Raw genomic sequence first — 20,160 nt, forward strand, 5'->3', positions numbered from 1 at the left:
GTCCCCTCTCCCGCTTGCGGGGGAGGGTTAGGGTGGGGGCTCTCTCAGCGTTGGCGTTGGCAGTGGCAGCGGAAAGCCATGCGGGCCCGGAGGCTGGCTCGCTCGGCCCGATCACGTGCTCAATCCTCCCGCCAGCGTCGGGACGTCGAGCGGCTTGAAGCCGTAATGGCTGAGCCAGCGTGTATCGCTGTCGAACAGCTGCCGCAGATCCGACATGCCGTATTTGAGCATCGCGATGCGGTCGATGCCCATGCCCCAGGCGAAGCCCTGGTAGACATCGGGATCGATGCCGCAGGCGCGCAGCACGTTCGGATGCACCATGCCGCAGCCCAGAATCTCCAGCCAGTCCTCGCCCTCGCCGAAGCGGATCTCGCCCTTGTCGCGGCGGCACTGGATGTCGACCTCGAGCGACGGCTCGGTGAAGGGGAAGAACGACGGCCGGAACCGCATGTTGATATTATCGACCTCGAAGAACGCCTTGCAGAACTCGTGCAGGATCCATTTGAGGTGGCCGAGATGCGAGCCCTTGTCGATGACGAGGCCCTCGACCTGGTGAAACTGCGGCGTATGGGTGGCGTCGGAATCGATGCGGTAGGTGCGCCCCGGACAGACGATGCGGATCGGCGGCTGCTGCGTCAGCATGGTGCGCACCTGCACCGGCGAGGTGTGGGTGCGCAGCAGCATGCGCGAGCCGTCGGGCTTCGGATTGAAGAAGAAGGTGTCGTGCATCTCGCGGGCGGGATGGCCCTCGGGAAAATTCAGTTTGGTGAAATTGTAGTCGTCGGTCTCGATATCGGGACCTTCGGCGATGGCGAAGCCCATGTCGGCGAAGATGGTGGTGAGTTCGTCCATCACCTGGCTGAGCGGATGGATCCGGCCCTGCTCGGCGGGGGTCTCCCGCAACGGCAACGTGACGTCGATGGTTTCCGAGGCCAGCCTCGCGTCGAGGGCTGCTGATTTCAGGATGTCGCGGCGCGCGGTCAGCGCCTGCGTCACGGTATCCTTGGCGAGGTTGATCGCCGCGCCCTGGGTCCTGCGTTCGTCCGGCGACATCTTGCCGAGCGTCGACAGCAGCGCCGAGATCGATCCCTTCTTGCCGAGCGCTGCGACGCGCACCGCTTCGAGCGCGGTTTCGTCGCCGGCGGCGGCGATGTCGGAGAGAATGGTCTGTTCGAGTGTTGCGAGGTCGGACATGGCGACGGGCACCTGTTGGGAGCAAGCGACAGTCCGGCATACGGGATCGTCATCATCCGCGAAGGCGGATGATCCAGTAACCCCGGGGTCACGATGTAGTCGGTGGTTACTGGATGCCCCGCCTTCGCGGGGCATGACACCGGAGTTGCAGGACGTCGCAGTGATTGCGACGGCTTACGCCGCCAGCGCGGCCTTGGCCTTTTCGGCGATCGCCTGGAATGCCGCCGGCTCGTGGATCGCGAGATCCGACAGCACCTTGCGGTCGACCGTGATGCCCGACTTGGCGAGACCGTTGATGAACACGCTGTAGGTCATGCCGAGCGGACGCACCGCGGCATTGAGGCGCTGGATCCACAGCGCGCGGAAGGTGCGCTTCTTGCGCTTGCGGTCGCGGAAGGCGTATTGCGCGGCCTTCTCGACCGCGGCCTTGGCGGTGCGGATGGTGTTCTTGCGGCGGCCGCGGAAACCCTTGGCGAGCTTGTAGACTTTCTTGTGCTTGGCGTGAGAGGTCACACCGCGTTTGACGCGAGACATGACGGGTCTCCTTCATAAGGATAATGGGTGACGGATCGCCGCGCGGGGCGCGGCTCGGCTGTTATGGACGGCGTAAACGGCCTGAGCGATCAGGCGTTCGGCAAGAAATACTTCTTGATGTTGTCGCCGTCGGTCTTGAACAGCACGCGGGTGCCGCGGAGCTGACGAATCTGCTTCTTCGTCCGCTTGATCATGCCGTGGCGCTTGCCGCGCTGGGCGGCCATCACTTTGCCGGTGGCAGTCACCTTGAAGCGCTTTTTAGCGCCTGACTTGGTCTTCAGCTTGGGCATTTGGCTCTCCTGTGGCCGAACGAAAGACGCGCCCAAAGGGGCGCTTCCGCGGCTAAAATGCTCGTTAGAGCGTTGAAAGTGCTTGGTTATTTCTGAAATGAAATGACCCGCACGGACATCGACACGGCAGCCCTTGATCAGCCGGGCGATGAAGGTTGCGCTTATGGCAGAGCCAAGCGAGATTGGCAACGATGAACCGCGGAACCGGGACTTCCGACCTATCGTCACCACGCCATCAGCATCACGCCAAAGGACGCAAATGTCTTTTTCAGCTCAATCGATTATTTTCCGCAATTTCAAGGTTTCACGCGCCTTCCGATGGATACTCGTCGCTGCCGCGCTCTCCGCCGTCGCCGCACCGGATACCGCGGACGCCCGGACTGCCCGGCCGGGAGCCTTTGACGGCACCTGGAACGTGACGTTCACGCCCCGGGCCGGTAACTGCCATGCCAGTAACACTGTACCTTTCAACGTCCACGGCACGCGCGTTTCGTCGGCCGGGGGCGGCAAGGTCACCGGCGGTATCAGCCGCAACGGCACCGTCACCGTCAGGATCACCGTCGGCGCCTCATGGGCAGATGGCCGCGGCCGGCTCGCCGGCAATTCGGGCACCGGCCGCTGGAGCGGGTTTATTACCGGCGATCGCTGCAGCGGGGTCTGGCAGGCGATCCGGAGTTAGCCAGCGATCGGCGCATAAAAAACCGGCCCGCCAGATGATCTGACGGGCCGGCCTGCTTGTCTGGTAATTTCCAAGAAGGACGTTGCTGCGTCCGTCAGCGCGGCGCCAGAACCATCACGACCTGACGGCCCTCGAAACGCGCATCCTGCTCGACCTTGGCATATTCGGCGACGTCGGCCTTGACCTTGTCCAGCAGCCTCGTGCCGATTTCCTGATGCGCCATTTCGCGACCTCGGTAGCGCAGGGTGATCTTGACCTTGTCGCCTTCCTCGAAGAACCGCTGCATCGCGCGCATCTTCACGTCGTAATCATGGTCGTCGATCATCGGGCGGAGCTTGATCTCCTTGATCTCGACGATCTTCTGTTTCTTGCGGGCCTCGGCGGCCTTTTTCTGGGCGGAATATTTGAACTTCCCGTAATCCATGATCTTGCAAACGGGAGGATTGGTGTTCGGCGAAATCTCGACGAGGTCCATGCCCGCTTCGAGCGCCATCTTCACGGCGGCGACGGTCTCGACCGTGCCGTGATTCAGGCCGGTCTGATCGATCAGCTGAACCTGTGCGTTGCGGATTTCATCATTGGTGCGCGGCCCGTCTTTGGTGGCGGCGGGCGGGGCTCTGTTGGGACGGCGAATGGTTGGCTCTCCAAGGTTGTGAACGAAGGCGATAGTTTGAAGGAATAAGGCCCGGCGGGCAAGCGAACTCACATCGGCAACGGCAAAAAACCATCGAATGCGAGGCAATTGGTCGCGCTGCCTGAGATAGAGGGCGCCGGTCTGTTCCGCAAGCGCTGCAAGCGGTCGCCGACCGGGTTTGGCGTCCGTTGTTGACGGATTCCCCAGGCTCACTCAAACAGCTGGGAAAGAGGTTACAATTCCATGACCAATTCGACGGCATCCGAACGGGAACCTGATTTCATCGAGGTCGGCGAAGGTGTTGACCGGCGCCGGATCGCGGTGCGGGCCCGCGAAGGCGCCGTGCCCGGGCTGTTCTGGCTGGGCGGCTTCAATTCGGACATGAAAGGCACCAAGGCGCTGGCGCTGGACGCATGGGCCGCCGAACAGGGGCGCGCCTGTGTCCGGTTCGATTATTCCGGCCACGGCGAATCCGGCGGGGCGTTCGTCGACGGCACTATCGGGCGCTGGCTGGAAGAAAGCGTCGCGGTGTTCGAGCGGTTCTGCCTTGGCCCGCAAATTGCGATCGGCTCCTCGATGGGCGGCTGGATGGCGCTGCTGTTGGCGCGCGAACTGGCCAAGCGGCCGGCCAGCCCCGCCTCGCTGGCCGGGCTGGTGCTGATCGCGCCGGCGCCCGACTTCACCGAGCAGCTGATGTGGAACGGTTTTCCACCGGAGGTGAAGCAGGAGATCGAAACCAGCGGCGTCTGGCTGCGGCCATCGCAATATGGCGAGCCCTATCCGATCACCCGCGCGCTGATCGAGGAGGGCCGCAACCATCTGTTGCTCGGCAGCGCCATCGAGGTCGGCTGCCCGGTTCGCATCCTGCAGGGGGCGCAGGATCCCGACGTGCCGTGGCAGCACGCCTTCGCGCTGGCGCACCGGCTGCCGGCTGACGATGTGGTGCTGACCATGATCCAGGACGGCGACCACCGTCTGTCGCGGCCGCAGGACATCGCGCGGATGATCGCGGCGGTGGCGGAGATCGGGTAGGCATTAGCGCCCAACCCGCGTTGTCATCGTCCGCGAAGGCGGACGATCCAGTACGCCGCGGCCTATCGATTTATCTCACGGCCTCTGGAATACTGGATGCCCGCCTTCGCGGGCATGACGGCGGAAATATGGGAGACGCCATGAACACATCAGCAATGTTGAAATCATTCTGCGGCGCGGTCGAGCAACATAACGGCAAGGCGTTCGCCGAACTGTTTACCGAGGACGGCGTCTACCACGACGTGTTTTACGGCGACTTCAGGGGCCGTGCAAAAATCGCCGAGATGATCGACGACTGGTTTTACCGCACTGCGACGGATTTTCGCTGGGACATGCATGCGCCGGTCAGCGACGGGCACACGCTGTATGCGCGCTACACCTTCAGCTATCGCTCCCTGCTGCCGGAGGCCAGGGGAGCGCGCGCGATGTTCGAGGGCGTCGCGATCATGACGCTGCGCGACGGCAAGATCGCCGAATATCATGAGGTCGCCAACGCCGCGACCGGCTTCGTCGACATGAATTTCGCACCGGAGCGGATCGCCAAGATCATTGCCAGACACGGCGCGGCGCTGAAGGCGCGGCCGGAGATGGCGCGGCACCTGGCTTGATGCCACTCCCGTCATTGCGAGCGAAGCGAAGCAATCCACTCTTTCTTGTGCTTCAAGATGGATTGCTTCGTCGCAAGTGCTCCTCGCAATGACGGCGTTGATACTGGGCGACTACGGCGGTGCCGGCGGGAGTTTCGCCATCGGCTTCTTCTGCGCCAGCGCCGCCACCGTCGAGGTGCCGATCGGGCCCTGCTCGTCATAGAGCCAGCATTCGCCGATCGCGACGCCGTCGGTGGCGTGGTGGTTCACCACTTCGAAACCGATCCATCGGGTCACCGGCAGGCGGTGCAGGTAGAGCGTGACGTCGCTGTTGATGTAGCCGAGGCCCTGGTCGCCGGCATTGGCGAACGGGCTGGCGAAGTCGGCCCCGGTGGCGACGTGGACGAACGGCGTCATCGGCACGCCCTCGACCAGTTCGCGCACTTCGCTCATCCACAGCCGCCGCGGCCCGAGCGAACCCATCGCGCCCACGATCGGCCGTGTGCTCCATTTGCCGTTCATGCCGAGCCTGGGATCGGTCGGTGCCGGAATGTCCGCCGGCTTAGGCGCGTCCCAATTCGCGGGCGACCAGACATTGCCCGGGGCGTTTTCGGTTCGCCGCAGCAACTGGCATGACGCGCGCGCCATGCTGACGCCGCCGGAGAGAAATTCAGCCTCGACCACCTTGATGCGGATGCCGTCGCGCACCAGTCTGGTGGTGACCTCGACCGGCGTGTTGATGTTCGGCAGCCGGAACATGTCGACCGTCAGCCGTGCCGGCATGAAATCGTCGGAGCCGTGGCGCTGCTCGATCGCAAACGCGAGCAGGCCTATGACGACGCGACCGTGCATCGAGTTCGGATCCCACGGCCCGTTCGCCGCCTGCGTGGGAATGAAGGCGTCGCGGTCCTGGGTGAAGAAGGGTTGATTTGTCATGGCGCGGGACCATGACGGAATTTGCAGGGTGAAATCAACCCCGGCTGTCATCGTCCGCGAAGGCGGACGATCCAGTACGCTGCGGCCCCTCGGTTGAATTCGGACTTCTGTGGAATACTGGATGCCCCGCCTTCGCGGGGCATGACGGCGGAATATTTCAGGCGCGCCATTCCGCGCGCACCGTCTCATCCGGCTCGGCGTTCATCGCTCCCGCCGCCAGCTCCTCGAACGCCTCGCGACTGACCAATTGCGACAGCGCCCATACCGCCGCGCCGCGCACCAGCGGGCTGGCGTCATCGAGCAGGCGTTCGGCCTCGGCGGCCAGCGCCGCGTCACCGGAGTTGCCGATCGCGATCAGCACGTTGCGCACGAAGCGGTCGCGGCCGATGCGCTTGACCGGCGATCTTGTAAAGCGCGCCCGGAACGCGGCATCGTCGAGCCGCGCCAGCTCGGCCAGCGTCGGCGCGCGCAAATCCTCCCGCGCGGCCAGCCTGGTTTCGCGTCCGGCCTGCGCGAACTTGTTCCAGGGACAGACGGCCAGGCAATCGTCGCAGCCATAGATGCGGTTGCCGATGGCTTTGCGAAATTCGGGCGGGATCGGGCCCTTGCTCTCGATGGTGAGATAGGAAATGCAGCGACGCGCATCGAGCCTGTAGGGCGCCGGAAATGCGGCCGTCGGGCATATATCGAGGCAGGCCTGGCACGAGCCGCAATGGTCGATGTCGGCGACGTCGCGCGGCAGTTCCAGCGTGGTGAAGATCGCGCCGAGGAACAGCCAGGAGCCGAATTCGCGCGACACCAGGTTGGTGTGCTTGCCCTGCCAGCCCAGCCCCGCCGCCTGCGCCAGCGGCTTTTCCATCACAGCGGCGGTGTCGACGAACACCTTGACCTCGCAGCCCTGGGCCGCGACCAGCCAGCGCGCCAGCGCCTTCAGCCGCTTCTTGATCAGATCGTGGTAGTCGTCGCCCTGTGCATAGACCGAGATGGCGCCGCGCAGGCGCTGCGCCAGGATATCGAGCGGATTCCGGTCGGGCCCGTAATTGACGCCGAGCATGATCACCGAACGCACCTCCGGCCACAGCCCGCGCGGATCGGCGCGGCGTTCGGGACGGTCCGCCAGCCACTCCATGTCGCCATGCGCGCCGGCGGCGATGAAATCGCGAAAATGCCTTGCGGCCTGCGCGATCGAATCCGGACCGGTGACGCCGACGCAGTCGAAGCCGAGCGCGCGGGCTTCGCGGGCGAGGGCGCCCTTGAGATCGGTACTCAGAAATCCAGATCCACATAGGTCCGCGACGCCGGCACGCCGGCCAGCCATTCGCTCAGCAGCGGGCGGAACGAGGGCCTGGATTTCACCCGCGCGTACCACGCCTTTGCCGCGTCGTCCTCGCTCCATGGCACGTCGCCCAGGTAATCGATCGCCGAAAGATGCGCCGCGGCGGCGAGGTCCGCATAGCTGATCCGGTCGCCGGCGAGATAGTTCCGCGTCTTCGCCAGCCAGCCGATATAGGCCAGATGATAGCGCACATTTACTTTCGCCGCGCGGATCACATCCGCCGCCGGCGCGCCGCCGCCGTCCTGCTCGTCCATGAAGCGCTTGTAGATGCGCTCGGTGACGAGCGGATTGGAGGCTTCCTCGAAAAACTTGTCGTTGAACCAGGCCATCAGCCGGCGCACTTCGATCCGTTCGCCCGGCGCGGTCGGCATCAGCCGGCGCTCATCCTGCGCGGCGCCATGGGTCTCGTCGAGATATTCGGCGATGATGCCGGCGCCGGGAATCGGCGGCAGCCGCTCGGCGATCAGCACCGGGGTGCTGCCCGCGGGGTTCAGCGCCAGAAACGCCTCGCGCCGCTCCCAGGCGCGCTCTTCCACCAGCTTCAGATCGAGGCCGTATTCGCCCAGCGCAAGGCGGACGAATCGCGACAGCGGACAGAACGGATGGTGAAACAGGATGTACATGCAGGCCTTGAATATTTCGCGGCGCTTAACAATCCATCAACCGCGGCGGCGGCGCCAAACTACCTAAGCACAGGATTGAGGCAACCCGTGTTTTCACGTTTTTTGCGATTGCGGCAAGGTGGCGAATAAGCGAGAAGAACCCGGCTTTTCGGCTCCTTCCGATCAGAACGGAACCAATCACATGATGTCTGATACGTTGCGGGCGGTGATTCTCGGCATCGTCGAGGGCGTCACCGAATTCATCCCGGTATCCTCGACGGGCCATCTGCTGCTGGCCGAACGGTTCTTCGATCTCGGCGAAGGCCCTTTCTGGAAGAGCTTTGCGATCCTGATTCAGCTCGGCGCGATTCTAGCCATCGTCGCACTTTATTTTTCCAAATTGTGGCAGATCGCGCGCGGCATGTTCTCGGATCCCGCCGCGCAACGCTTCGTGATCGGGGTGCTGGTGGCGTTCCTGCCCGCGGCGGTGATCGGGGCGATCGCCGGCGGCTACATCAAGGCGTTCCTGTTCAATCCGTGGGTGGTGTGCTTTTCGCTGATCGTCGGCGGCGCCGTCCTGCTCTGGGTCGATCAGCTCGAACTCCAGCCGAGCCAGCACGATGCCACCGCCTTTCCGCTGCCGATGTATCTCTGGATCGGCGTTGCGCAGTGCATTTCGATGATCCCCGGCGTGTCGCGCTCCGGCGCCACCATCGTCGGCGCCATGCTGCTCGGCGCCGACAAGCGCGCAGCGGCGGAGTTCTCCTTCTTCCTCGCGATCCCGACCATGCTCGGCGCGTTCGTCTACGACCTCTACAAGAGCCACGGCGAGATGACGATGGACCACGCCGGCCTGATCGCGATCGGCTTCGTGGTGTCGTTCATCACGGCGATGATCGTGGTCAAGGCGTTCCTCGGCTACGTCACGCGCCACGGTTTTACGCTGTTCGCGTGGTGGCGCATCATCGTCGGCACGCTCGGCCTGATCGCGCTGGCGATGGGGCGGTAGGAGGTCCTGCCCCGCTCACGCGCCCCGGTGCGCGAACTGTCCCGTCTTGCGGAAACGCCAGAGATATTGCGGCGCGATCGCTTCCAGCGAATCCGGCACGATGCCGAGGCCTTCGAGCGTCAGGCCGGCGGCTTTCGCGGCATCCGAAACCACATTGTCGGAGCGCAGCAGCGCCACCTGGTCCGGCGTCAGTTTGAGTGAACCGGGCGCGAACTGCAGGAACATCGCCTTGAATTTGGCGAGCCCGAACGGCAGCGACACCAGCATGCGCCGGCGCTGGATGGTGGCGAGAATGATTTCGATCACTTCCCGCATGGTCAGCACCTCGGGGCCGCCGAGCTCGTATACCGCGCCGGGCTTCGTCTTGCCGTCGACCGCATCCGCCACCGCGGTCGCGACGTCGCCGACATAGACCGGCTGCAGTTTCGTGTAGCCGCCGCCGATCAGCGGCAGCACCGGCGAGATGGTGGCGAGGCCGGCGAAACGGTTGGTGAACTGGTCCTCGGGGCCGAACACCACCGATGGCCGCAGGATGGTCGCCGTCGGCACGGCCGCCAGCACCGCCCGTTCGCCCGCCGCCTTCGAGCGTCCGTACCGCGCCGGCGAATTCTCGTCGGCGCCGATGGCGGAGACATGCACCATCCGTGCGCCGATGTCGTTCGCCACGCTGGCGATCGCGCCGGCGCCGGAGCCCTGCACCGCGTCGAAGGTCTGGGCGCCGCCCTCGGCCAGGATGCCGACCAGATTGATGGCGACGTGGGAATCGCGCATCGCGGCCTCGACCGAGGCCGGATAGCGCAGATTGGCCTGCACGGCGTGGATCTGGCCGACCTTGCCGAGGGGTTGCAGATGCCCGGCCAGTTCCGGCCGCCGCACCGCGACCCGGATCCGGTAATCGCGCCTGGCCAGCGCCCGGACCACGTTGCGGCCGAGAAAGCCCGATCCTCCGAAAACCGTGACCAGCGTGTCCAGATTCGATGCCATGGGGGCCATTTTCCTTGGGGGTCAAAGTCGAGAAAACGCAGGGGATTACGCCGTTTCGCGATACGCCAACCGGCCGGTTCTGTACAGCGGATTTGGCCGGCAATGAGCCGATTTGACAAGCGCGTGACCGATCCGTACTAACCGGCCCGGGCCCAGGTGGCGGAATTGGTAGACGCGCTGGCTTCAGGTGCCAGTGGCTTAACGGCCGTGAAGGTTCGAGTCCTTTCCTGGGCACCATTGCCCATGCCCATGATGTGCCAACCGGACGACCCAGGATGCATCATCCGGGCCGCCGCGGACCGGGCCATGCCGCAGCGTTTTCGCGCCGGCGCCAGTGCGCGATAAACTCAGCAAGCCTTCGATCGCATTAAGCAGACTGCGTTTCGATCTCGATCGAATCCGGGTCGCCGTCGCGCCGATCGGAAAATTTCGTTGCGATGCTCCCCGCGAACTCAAACGGTGGTTACACCGGATATCCGAACGACCGAAGCGGGGCGACCTTGAGAATAAATTTCAAAACTGCATCGAGGCTTCGGAAGAAAACGAAATCTCTTTGATCGCTCATCGCGCGCGGTGACAACGCGTGATCCTGGATTGCTCGATACGACTCTGAAATTGTTCCACTCGCAATCAATGATCTCGATAGGAAGCCAAGGCCGTTTAGAATCGTTTCAAAGTTTTTTTAGAATCGTTTGAAGGTTGCGGTGAATGCAGTTCGAGATAACGCGAGCGTTCACACACATACAGCGATTCTAAATCGGCTCCGTTGCTTCCGCAGCTTCGATTCCCTAGTCACGTGATCACTGGGTGAATTGGGGGCGTATCGTGAGTAACTTCAAAAACAACAAGAACCGTTTGTATGTCGGCGTGGCCACGGGCGTTCTTTCACTTTGCCTGACCGGTATTGGAGCTTCCGAAAGCAGCGCGCAGAGCGAAGCGCCGCGGGTGTTGCCGCCGGTGTCGATCGATGCGCCCCAGCAGAGAGCGCGGCCGACGCGTACGGTGCGGTCGCGCGCCGCGCCGCAGCGCGCGGCCCGCGTCGCGCCCCGGCAACCGACCGACCGGCCTCCGGCCTCCGTTACGGCCACCACGATGGGAACGACGCGAACGATCGGAACGCCGGCGCCGGCCTATGCCGGCGGCCAAGTGGCGCAGGGCGGCACGCTCGGCCTGCTCGGAAACGTAAGCGTCATGAACGCGCCGTTCAGCGTGCAGAACTACACTTCGAAGCTGATAGAAGATCAGCAGGCGCGTACGGCGGGCGACGTTCTGCAGAACGACGCCTCGGTGCGGACGACCAACAGCGGCAATGGCGGTTACGACGACACTTTCCAGATCCGTGGCTTTCAGGTCGACGGCGCGGATGTCGGGCTCAACGGAATGTATGGCCTGGTGTCGCGCTTCCGTGCGCCGGCCTACTTCACCGAGCGTGTTCAGCTGCTGAAGGGCCCCGGCGCCCTGCTCAACGGCATCGCGCCGAACAATACGATCGGCGGCTCCATCAACATCGTCACCAAGCGCGCGCCGGAAGACCCGCTGCTGCGCGTGACGCCATTCTTCGTATCGGCGGCCAATTTCGGCCTGCACGTCGATACCGCGCGTCGCTTCGGTGACCAGAAGGAGTGGGGGGTTCGTTTCAACGGCGTCGTTCGCGACGGTGAACTGAATGTCAAGGACGGCAATCTGCGCAGCGGTCTCGCCGCGCTGGGCGTCGACTATCGCGCCGAACGCTTCCGCTGGACCCTCGACGCCATCTCGCAGAACGACGACACCAACGAATTCCGCCCGCAGATCACCATCCCTGCCACTTTCGCCTTCGTGCCGCGCCCGCCGGACCCGAGGACCAACTGGTACAAGGGATCGAAGCTCGAGCAGCGCGACAACACCATCATGTCGCAGGCGGAAGTCGATGTGACCGACTGGCTGACGGCCTATGCGGGCGTCGGCTACCGTGACGGATTTTCCGCGCAGGACTTTCCGACAGGAACATTGACGAACCCGACCACCGGCGCTTTCACCGTCACCCAAAGGTACTATGACGAGTATCAAAAGGTCGCCAGCGGCAATGTCGGCTTCCGTTCGAACTTCAACACGGGCCCGATCAACCACAGGCTCAACGTGGCCTATTCGGCCTTCGACCGCGAGCTTGGTTTCGGCTTCGCAGCGAACCCGACTTCCTTCGCATCGAACATCTACAATCCGACGCCGCTTCCCCCGCTCGCCATGGCGCGCATGACCCCGGGAAAATCGAACGATATTCTGCAGCAAGGCGTCTCGGTATCCGACACCATCTCTTTCCTCGACGAGGTGGTGATGATCACGGGCGGCGTTCGCTACCAGAAGATCGATTCGGACAGTTTCAGCAATACGACCGGGGTCCGCACCGGCGGTTACAGTTCCGAAGCGGTGTCGCCGCTGGCCGGTGTCGTGTTCAAGCCTGTGAGGAACGTCTCGCTCTATGCCAACTATGCCGAAGGGTTGTCGCAGGGCGCGGTGGTTCCGCTAACACAAGGAGCACCTTTCGCCACCGTTCCCTACGCCAATGCCGGCCAAACGCTCGCTCCGTTCAAGTCCAAGCAACTTGAAGGCGGCGTGAAGGTCGATTGGGGCACGATCACCACGACGGCGGCCTATTTCGAGATCAGGCGGCCGAGCCTTATCACGCTCAATCCCGGCCTGCCCACCGCCACGCAAGCCTATGACGGCGAGCAGAACAATCACGGCATCGAGCTGAACGCCTACGGACTGCTGATGCCCGGTGTGCGCGGACTGGTGAGCTACACCTATCTCATTCCGGAGATCACCAAGACGGGGAGCACAGCCGCATTGCTTGCCACGCTCGGCAAGGACGCCGTCGGCCAGCCGCGCGAGCGTTTCTCGGCCAGCCTTGACTGGGATATTCCGGGTGTTGCCGGTCTCGCCTTCAACAGCCGCGTGATCTACACGGGCCAGAGCTATCTGAACGGCATAAACACGGTGCTGTTCCCGAGTTGGACGCGATACGACGTCGGCGCCCGTTATGCGACCAGGATCGAAGGCCGGCCGGTGACGTTCCGCGCCGGTGTCGAGAACATCTTCGACAAGGCCTACTGGACCAACGCCGGTACATTCTCGGCTCTCGCGCCGGGCCGCACCTACCTCTTCTCTGCGGCATTCGATCTCCTGCCGTAGAGAACGCCAACCGGAGCACCAGGATGACCAAACATTTTCTCGCCATCGCCGCCTTGCTTGCATTGGTGACGCCTTCCCAGGCGCACCAGATCTGGATCGAGCAGGCCGACGGGCAAAACGCCGTGGTCCGTTTCGGCGAATACGGCCAGAACCTTCGCGAAGTATCGCCGGGGCTGCTCGACAAGTTTGCAAAGCCGACCGCTACGCTCATCTCCGCAAAAGGCGAGCAGAAGGCCGACGCCACCAAGACCGCAAGCGGCTTCACGCTGCCATTCTCCGCGGCCCCCGGCGACGGCCTTGTGGCGGAAGATGCGAGCTACCCGCTTTATACCTGGAAGCAACAGGGCAAGGACGTCACCAACCGGTACTATCCCGCGGCGCGCTTCGTCACCGGCCTTGCCGCGCAACAACCCAAGCTGGTGCTCGACCTCGTGCCGACTGGCCAGGCCGGGCAATTCAAGCTCTTCTTCAAGGATCAGCCCAAGGCCAAGACCAAGGTGACGCTGGTAACGGAATCGGGCTGGTCGAAGGAAGCTCACACCGACGAGCAGGGTCTTGTAACGTTCGACATGCCCTGGAAGGGCGTCTACGTGGCTGAAGTCAGCTTCAACGACCGCAGCGCCGGCGAACGCGCGGGCACGAGCGGCCCCGAGAGGTATGATGCCGTCAGCTATGCCACCACCGTGACCTATGTGAACGCCGGCGGCCTTGCGCCGATTCCCGCGGGCCCGCCGGCAACGCCTGGCAAATGAACGCCCGGATACAACGGGTCCGCTCAACCGGCCCTCTCGTCTCGCGCATCGTCGCCGCCCTGTTCGGCGGCTATGCCCTGGCCGCGCTCAGCAGCGTCGCCGTGCTCGCCCTGCCATTGAGCAAGCCGCAGGCCGTGCTCACCGGGATGCTGGCAAGCTTCGCAATCTACACGGCGGCCGTGGTCTGGGTGTTCGCCGTGCGCAATGCGCTGAAGGCCTGGGCAGGGCTGACGATCGTGGCCGCGGCGCTGTTGCCCCTGGCGTGGTCTGTTTCCTGAGGATGGCCGGCGCGTGAATTCGGACAACGATCAGCGGGTTGCAGGACGCGGCATCCGGCAAACCATGTCCAGCCTGCATACATGGACCGGCCTTCTGCTCGGCTGGATTCTCTATGCCATGTTTCTCACCGGCACCGTGTCCTATTTCAAGGACGAGCTCTCGCAATGGATGCGGCCGGAACTGGCGCGGCTGTCCGAAATTCCCGATCAGGCCGTGGTGGCGCAGCGGATCGCCGACGAATTCGGCAAGACCTTGGCCGGCGCCTCGCAGTGGAGCATGCGCCTGCCCGACGCGCGCAACAACAGCGTCTATGCCTTCTGGCGCACCTCCGCACGCAGCCCGGGCCAGCGCGGTTTTGGTGAAGCCTATTTCGATCCCGCAACCGGCGGGAAAGTCACCTCGCGCGAAACGCTGGGCGGGGACTTCTTCTACCGCTTCCACTTCCAGTTTCACTACATGCCCGTGGTGTGGGGCAGATGGATCGCGGGCGCGGCCGCGATGTTCATGCTCGTGGCCATCGTCAGCGGCGTCATCACCCACAAGAAGATCTTCGTCGATTTCTTCACCTTTCGCTGGGGAAGGAGACAGCGCTCGTGGCTGGACGCGCACAACGCCCTGGCGGTGTTCGGGCTGCCGTTCCATCTCATGATCACGTACACGGGACTGGTGACGTTGATGGCGCTGTACATGCCCTGGGGCGAGCGCGTCGCGTTCAAGACCCCGGCCGAGCGCCAGCAACTCGCCGCCGAACTCAGCGCGTTCATCCCGCCGGGCAAGCCCAGCGGGCAGAACGTGCCGCTGGCATCGGTCGAGGAGATGGTGCGGCAGGCGCAGGAACGCTGGGGCCGGGATCAAGTGGGGCGCGTCAACGCGGTCCATCCGGGAGATGCGGCAGCGCGGGTGGCTGTGACGCGAGGCGATCCGGGCCGGGTTTCCATGAGCCCGCAATATCTCGAGTTCGAAGGCGCCACCGGCAAATTGCTGGCGGTTCGCGAGAATGTGGGGGGCGCGGCGGAGACGCGGGGCGTATTCTATGCGCTCCACCTCGGACGATTCAGCGACACCGTGACCCGATGGCTGTACTTCCTCGTCAGCTTCATGGGCACGGCGATGGTCGGCACCGGCCTCGTCATGTGGACCGTCAAGCGGCGGCAGCAGTTGCCGGATCCGGATCGCCCCTATTTCGGTTTTCGCCTCGTGGAGCGGTTGAATATCGCGGGCATCGCCGGCCTGTCGGTCGCCATGACGGCATTCCTTTGGGGCAACCGGCTGCTGCCGCATCCGTTGGAAGGCCGAGCCGAGCTCGAGATCCACCTGTTCTTCATCGTCTGGGCATTGACCCTGCTGCATGCTTTGGCGCGTCCGGCGAGGTCGGCCTGGGTCGAGCAGCTATGGGCGGCCTCGGTGCTGCTGTCGTTGTTGCCGGTGCTCAACGCAATGACGACGCAACGTCCGCTATGGCACAGCCTGGCCGAAGGCGACTGGATCTTCGCCGGGATGGATATCATGTGCTGGGCGCTCGCCTGGCTCCACGCCGCGCTGGCGATGCGCACGGCCCGGCAAAGCGCCGTCTCTCCATCCCGCAGCAAAGCAAATCGGCGGGCTCCGGTCACCGTCGCTTCCAGCGAGGGAGCAGGATGAGCCACCTGCTGGCCTTTGCGCTGTGCCTGGCGGGTTTCGCCGCGCTGGCGTTTGCCGTGCATCGCCAGCAGCGCGATATTTTCGGCCGGTCGCTGCCGTTGGCCACGACATGGGTTCTTCGCGTTCTTGGCGCCTGCGCCCTGCTGCTTGCGCTCGGCGTCCTCGTCGCCTGGCACGGCTGGAGCCTTGGCCTCGTGATGTTCAGCGGCCATACCAGCCTAGTTTCCGGTATCGTGTATTGCATGCTCGTCGGATATTCGAGGATCCGGCCACGCGCTTTGCCGCGGAGCGCGCCCCGATAAGGTCAGGGTTCGGCCCGGCGCCTCATCCGGCGAGGCCCAATCTTACTGCATGCACGCGGTGCGACGCCCTGGGCACGCCAACACTCGACAAAAGTTCCATCCCTTGGCACGATGGTCGCCGGCGGCGTCCTGCCATGCGGCGCCAGACGGGCGGGCCAGTTGGAAAGCACATCCACGGAATCTGAACTGATCGACCGGATCTACGAGTGCGGCTTCGTGCCGGAGCTTTGGCCACAGGTGCTGAAGGATACCTCGAAAATATCCGAGTCCGCCGGCGCCTCGCTGTTCATCACCAATCCCGAAGTCACGGCCTGGACCGCGTCGAAAAACTCTCGCGAAATTACCGGGCGCTTTGTCGCCGACGGCTGGTACTGGCAGGGACGGCTGATGTCGCTCGTTCACGAGAGCCGCCATGCCGGCTTCCTGCGCGACGTCGATTTGTGCTCGCAGGAAGAACTGGAGGCGGAGCCGATCTATCGCGACAACTGGCGCAAGATGGGCCTCGGCTGGGGCGCGGCGACGGCCTTTGCGCTGCCGACCGGCGAAAATCTCTCGATCGTGCTGTCGCGCACCACCGCCCAGGGGCCCGCCGACGCCGCGACCATTCAGAGGCTGGATACGCTGCGGCCGCATCTCGCCCGTACCGCGGTCATGGCGGCGCGCCTTCACCTCGAGCGCGCCCAGGCCGCCGGCCAGGCGCTGGCGGCGCTGGGCCTGGCGGCCCTGGTGCTGGATGAAAGCGGCAAGGTGCTCGCCGCCAACGCATTGATCGAAGGCCTGGACGATCTCGTGTACTGGCGGGCGGCCGACCGGGTGACGCTGAAAGACCGGCGTGCCGACGACATGCTGGGCGAGGCGCTCGCCCGGGTCGCGCTGAACGACCATGGCGGCGCCCGGTCCTTTCCGGTCCGCGACGCGACGACCGATGCGCTGATGGTCGGTCATGTCATCCCGATCCGGTTTTCCGCGCGCGACATCTTCGCCAGCAGCGCCGCCGTTTTCGTCCTGATGCCGGTCGGGGCGCCAAACGCGCCGCCCGTGGAACTGGTGATGTCCCTGTTCGACCTCACGCCGGCCGAAGCCCGCGTCGCCCGCGGTCTCGCGGCGGGCAAAACGGTCGACGACCTCGCCGGGGACAACGGCGTCTCGCCGAACACCGTTCGCGTGCAGGTTCGAGGCGTGCTGGAGAAGACCGGCTGCCGGCGCCAGACCGAAGTCGTCGCCCTGCTCGGCGGGATATCCGTGCAGCGCATAGACCCGCCGTAGAGCTAAGGCGCGCCGGCCGCGGCTGAATTCGCCCCGCCTAATCAAAATTGATCATGCGCGCGCGCGAAGCGCCGTGTACGCATTGGCTTTTGCAAAGCGTGGCATCCTCGATCGGTGCGCCGGTCGGGTTTATCGCGGGCTCGGTATTTCGAGACGGTCAGTTTTGGGAAATTCGATTATGATCAACTCCATTGCGTCAAGCGTGATGAACGTTTTCCCGATTTCGCGGCGACACCGTAACGACCTGGTCCAGCAACGAGTTTTTCGATTTTCGCGGTCGGCATTTGTCGCCCTGGCGGTTGGCGTGGCGACCTTGCTTTCCATTTCGCCGGGCGCCGCGCAGTCGCAGGACTGCAGCGACGAAAGCAGTCTGAAATCAGTGCAGGCAGGCGGTGCCGTCGAACTGGCGTTCCGCAATGCGTCCACCGAACGTCGCCGTCTTTACTGGATCGACGCGAATGGCGATCGCAAGTTCAACGGCCTGATCGAGGGAGGCAATCTGCTCCGGCAGACCACCGCCGTCGGCCATTCATGGGTTGTGACCGACGACGCCGAAAAATGCCTCTATGCCATCACGGCCACCGCCGAGCCGGTCATGGTCGATGTCGGCGGAGTAGCGACCGCGCAGCTTGCGCCGCCGCCGCCGGGCTTGCAGCAGCCGATTGCGCAGGCGCCGGTCGGAGCGCCGCCGCCACCTGCGCAGCTTGCACCCCCTCCCGTCGCTGCCGCACCGCCGCTGGAGTCGGCGACTCCGGTGCAGGCGGCCATGGCTGAACTGCCTCAGGTTTCCCCGATCGAACAATTCCAGCTCCAGGGCGCGTACCGCATCGCGCCGCGCAGCGCCGCCGCCACCGCGCTCAACAGCCAGGCTTCCGGCACCATCGACATCCCCACCGTCAAGCCGGAATGGGAGAGCGGCCAGTGGACCTTCGAGGCCGTGCCGGACTCGCCCTTCGTGCGGATCAGGAACCAGTGGAAGAAGACCTATCTCACCGACGTCAACGGCAGGCTGCGTGCGACCGCGGCGCTCCCCGACGCCGACGAGGCGCATTGGAGTTTTGAGCCGGTGGACGGCACCTCGTTCGTCCAGTTCCGCAACCGCGAGACGGATCGCTTTCTGATCGCGGTCGGCGGCGCGCCGGCTTTGGTCGAAGACTACCGCCAGGACCAGGAGAATCTGAGCCAGTGGCAGCTCGGCCCTGCGGGACGCGCCGTGGTCGCGGCCGCGCCGCGCAACAGCGCCTACGATTCGGCGCTCGCCAATTGCCGCGAACTCGGCGGTTACTGGACCGGTTCATCCTGCCGCGCTTCGGAAAGGTCCCGGCCGCTGGTCTGTCCGCGCGGCTATGCATGGTCGGAAGATATCGGCGAATGCCAGTGGGATGGCGGCGGTTGCCCGCCCTGGCAGATGGGCCCGGGCGGCCGCTGCATGACCGATCTGACCTGCCGCGGCGGCGTGGTGGAGATATCGCGTCGCGGCTATGCCGCCTGCTATTGCCCGGTCGGCTACGTCGCCTGGGGCGATTATCCCCGGCTGTCCTGCGTGCCCTCGATCGCGCGGATCGCGCCGCTGCTGATCGGCAGCGTCCTCGGCGGCGGCAACCAGGGCCGTCCGCAATTCGGTGAGGTCTACGGCAACAAGAAGTTCTGCGGCCCCGGCAGGACCGGCACGCCGCCGAATTGCGTCGTGGCGCAAAGTTGTCCGCCGCCGCTGGTCGGCACGCCGCCGAATTGCACGCGCGTGGTGCAGACCGGTCGCGGCTGCCCTCCCGGCACGACCTACCGGGTTGCGGGCAATATCGGCCGATGCGTTCCGGATGGCCTATCCCCGACACCAACGCCGGTGTCAACCGCTACGCCGGTGCCGACACCGACACCGACGCCGACAGGCGCGCCGGGGCGGGCCTGCCAGAACAACGAGGCGATCGCGAGCGGCTGCCGATGTGAACTGCCGATGCGTCGGATGCCCAACGGCACGTGCTTCATGACGCCGACCGCCGGGCAGGCCTGTCTGGATGGACAGAACATGTCGTCGGGCTGCCTATGCCTGCTCCAAAAATTCGACATCGCAGGCGGCGGATCGGTCTGCGCCACCCGTGCCCCTCCCGCCACGACCACGACGGTTTGCCAGATTGGCCAGACCAAGGATGCCCAAGGCAATTGCGTCAGCCTGAACGCCTCGATCACCTGTACCGGCGGGAAAATCGAGCAGGGCGTTTGCGGCTGTCCTGCCGGCACGACGCTGAGCGGCGGCGGCCGTAATTTTCAATGCGTGGCCTCGACAGCGCCGAAAGTATGCCCTGCTGGCACCTCAGGCCCCAATTGCGCGCCGGATGCCCCCTGCGATCCCCGCACCCAGACCGGCACGCCGGGCAATTGCGTCGAAAAAGTCATTCCCTGCGCCGGTGGAACTGTCGACCGTGGCTCGGGTACCTGTGCATGCCCGTCCGGCCTGCGGGCCGTGAACGGCGTCTGCACCCGGATGTCCTGCAGCGACGGAGTCATGCTCGGCGATCAGTGCCGCTGCAATAACCCGGGCTGGGTCGCCCAGCGGACCTCGTTCTCCACCTTTGCCTGCGTAGGCTCGGCCACAACGGCGCAGTGTCCGTCGGACTCGACGGGGGTTGCGCCGGCCTGCACCTGCAAACCGGGAACGAGCGGCCAGCCTGGAAACTGCAAGACGACCTCGACGATAGCCGCGCCGAACACCAACCCGCGGCAATGCAGTGCGGGCGAGAACCCTCAGGCGGCGAACTGCCTGTGCCCGAACAGCATGAACATCGTCAACAACATCTGCACGGCGCCGACAACCATCAAGCCGAATACGAATCCCCGGCAATGCAGTGCGGGCGAAAATCCGCAGGCGGCGAACTGCCTGTGCCCGAACAGCATGAACATCGTCAACAACATCTGCACGGCGCCGACGACCATC

18 protein-coding genes, 1 tRNA gene and 1 pseudogene are annotated in these 20,160 nt (G+C 64.6%); 12 read left to right on the top strand and 8 right to left on the bottom strand.

Going from position 1 to position 20,160, the window contains the following annotated elements; translation table 11 throughout:
* Positions 1–111: 111 nt before the first annotated feature.
* The 3 genes from pheS to rpmI all read right to left on the bottom strand — a co-directional run bounded on the left by pheS (position 112) and on the right by rpmI (position 2,018).
* Positions 112–1,194: a phenylalanine--tRNA ligase subunit alpha gene (pheS, locus tag Q8R73_RS16865; protein ID WP_305720690.1), complete on the bottom strand. Its 1,083-nt coding sequence runs from the start codon at positions 1,192–1,194 to the stop codon at positions 112–114.
* Positions 1,195–1,368: 174 nt separating this feature from the next.
* Positions 1,369–1,728 (bottom strand): 50S ribosomal protein L20, encoded by a 360-nt coding sequence (rplT, locus tag Q8R73_RS16870; RefSeq protein WP_304744138.1) that lies wholly within the window; start codon positions 1,726–1,728, stop codon positions 1,369–1,371.
* An 89-nt stretch (positions 1,729–1,817) separates the two neighbouring features.
* The gene (gene rpmI, locus Q8R73_RS16875; RefSeq protein ID WP_100415670.1) at positions 1,818–2,018 is read right to left on the bottom strand and encodes a 50S ribosomal protein L35; all 201 of its coding nucleotides are present in this window, start codon (positions 2,016–2,018) and stop codon (positions 1,818–1,820) included.
* A gap of 148 nt (positions 2,019–2,166) precedes the next feature.
* Here rpmI and Q8R73_RS16880 point away from each other — a divergent pair, with 148 nt between their 5' ends.
* On the top strand, positions 2,167–2,697 hold the full coding sequence (locus Q8R73_RS16880; RefSeq protein ID WP_371126115.1) for a hypothetical protein: 531 nt from the start codon (positions 2,167–2,169) through the stop codon (positions 2,695–2,697).
* A 94-nt stretch (positions 2,698–2,791) separates the two neighbouring features.
* Here Q8R73_RS16880 and infC read toward each other — a convergent pair whose 3' ends face one another.
* Entirely contained in the window at positions 2,792–3,331 is a 540-nt protein-coding gene (gene infC / locus Q8R73_RS16885; RefSeq protein WP_305720704.1) for a translation initiation factor IF-3, read from the bottom strand.
* Positions 3,332–3,574: 243 nt separating this feature from the next.
* On the opposite strand from infC, the gene Q8R73_RS16890 reads away from it, so the two are divergent.
* Both Q8R73_RS16890 and Q8R73_RS16895 read left to right on the top strand, forming a co-directional pair.
* The gene (locus Q8R73_RS16890) at positions 3,575–4,363 is read left to right on the top strand and encodes a carboxylesterase (RefSeq protein ID WP_305720691.1); all 789 of its coding nucleotides are present in this window, start codon (positions 3,575–3,577) and stop codon (positions 4,361–4,363) included.
* Positions 4,364–4,503: 140 nt separating this feature from the next.
* A complete protein-coding gene (locus tag Q8R73_RS16895; RefSeq protein ID WP_305720692.1) occupies positions 4,504–4,971 on the top strand; it encodes a nuclear transport factor 2 family protein in 468 nt (155 codons plus the stop codon).
* Positions 4,972–5,082: 111 nt separating this feature from the next.
* On the opposite strand, the gene Q8R73_RS16900 is transcribed toward Q8R73_RS16895, so the two are convergent.
* The 3 genes from Q8R73_RS16900 to Q8R73_RS16910 form a co-directional block, all read right to left on the bottom strand.
* Entirely contained in the window at positions 5,083–5,886 is an 804-nt protein-coding gene (locus tag Q8R73_RS16900; protein WP_305720693.1) for an acyl-CoA thioesterase domain-containing protein, read from the bottom strand.
* Positions 5,887–6,043: 157 nt separating this feature from the next.
* Positions 6,044–7,204, bottom strand: a complete 1,161-nt coding sequence (gene queG / locus Q8R73_RS16905; protein WP_305720694.1) for a tRNA epoxyqueuosine(34) reductase QueG — start codon at positions 7,202–7,204, stop codon at positions 6,044–6,046.
* Positions 7,153–7,845, bottom strand: coding sequence for a glutathione S-transferase family protein (locus tag Q8R73_RS16910; protein WP_305720695.1), 693 nt, complete (start codon positions 7,843–7,845; stop codon positions 7,153–7,155). Before Q8R73_RS16910 ends, queG begins: the two co-directional genes overlap by 52 nt.
* 181 nt (positions 7,846–8,026) lie before the next feature.
* Between Q8R73_RS16910 and Q8R73_RS16915 the strand changes: the two genes are divergently transcribed.
* Complete coding sequence (locus tag Q8R73_RS16915; protein ID WP_305720696.1) at positions 8,027–8,833, top strand: undecaprenyl-diphosphate phosphatase; 807 nt, start codon at positions 8,027–8,029, stop codon at positions 8,831–8,833.
* Between the two features lie 15 nt (positions 8,834–8,848).
* On the opposite strand, the gene Q8R73_RS16920 is transcribed toward Q8R73_RS16915, so the two are convergent.
* Positions 8,849–9,817, bottom strand: coding sequence for a complex I NDUFA9 subunit family protein (locus Q8R73_RS16920; RefSeq protein ID WP_305720697.1), 969 nt, complete (start codon positions 9,815–9,817; stop codon positions 8,849–8,851).
* A gap of 150 nt (positions 9,818–9,967) precedes the next feature.
* Between Q8R73_RS16920 and Q8R73_RS16925 the strand changes: the two genes are divergently transcribed.
* From Q8R73_RS16925 to Q8R73_RS16960, 8 genes and pseudogenes are all read left to right on the top strand, one after another.
* Positions 9,968–10,054 (top strand) — tRNA-Leu (locus tag Q8R73_RS16925).
* Between the two features lie 588 nt (positions 10,055–10,642).
* Positions 10,643–12,988: a TonB-dependent siderophore receptor gene (locus Q8R73_RS16930; RefSeq protein WP_305720698.1), complete on the top strand. Its 2,346-nt coding sequence runs from the start codon at positions 10,643–10,645 to the stop codon at positions 12,986–12,988.
* 23 nt (positions 12,989–13,011) lie between these two features.
* Positions 13,012–13,740 carry a cobalt ABC transporter substrate-binding protein gene (locus Q8R73_RS16935; protein WP_305720699.1) on the top strand — a complete coding sequence of 243 codons (729 nt, stop codon included), beginning with the start codon at positions 13,012–13,014 and terminating at the stop codon, positions 13,738–13,740.
* Positions 13,737–14,018, top strand: coding sequence for a DUF3649 domain-containing protein (locus Q8R73_RS16940; RefSeq protein WP_305720700.1), 282 nt, complete (start codon positions 13,737–13,739; stop codon positions 14,016–14,018). Before Q8R73_RS16935 ends, Q8R73_RS16940 begins: the two co-directional genes overlap by 4 nt.
* A 64-nt stretch (positions 14,019–14,082) precedes the next feature.
* On the top strand, positions 14,083–15,660 hold the full coding sequence (locus tag Q8R73_RS16945; protein WP_305720705.1) for a PepSY domain-containing protein: 1,578 nt from the start codon (positions 14,083–14,085) through the stop codon (positions 15,658–15,660).
* Positions 15,657–15,962 carry a DUF3325 family protein gene (locus Q8R73_RS16950; protein WP_305720701.1) on the top strand — a complete coding sequence of 102 codons (306 nt, stop codon included), beginning with the start codon at positions 15,657–15,659 and terminating at the stop codon, positions 15,960–15,962. Before Q8R73_RS16945 ends, Q8R73_RS16950 begins: the two co-directional genes overlap by 4 nt.
* Before the next feature lie 159 nt (positions 15,963–16,121).
* Positions 16,122–17,228: a helix-turn-helix transcriptional regulator gene (locus tag Q8R73_RS16955; protein WP_305720702.1), complete on the top strand. Its 1,107-nt coding sequence runs from the start codon at positions 16,122–16,124 to the stop codon at positions 17,226–17,228.
* 304 nt (positions 17,229–17,532) lie between these two features.
* A pseudogene (locus tag Q8R73_RS16960) lies at positions 17,533–20,160 on the top strand (hypothetical protein); the annotation flags it as partial.

The sequence above is a fragment of the Bradyrhizobium sp. genome (genome assembly GCF_030697065.1).
In the GTDB taxonomy this organism is placed as follows: Bacteria; Pseudomonadota; Alphaproteobacteria; order Rhizobiales; family Xanthobacteraceae; genus Bradyrhizobium.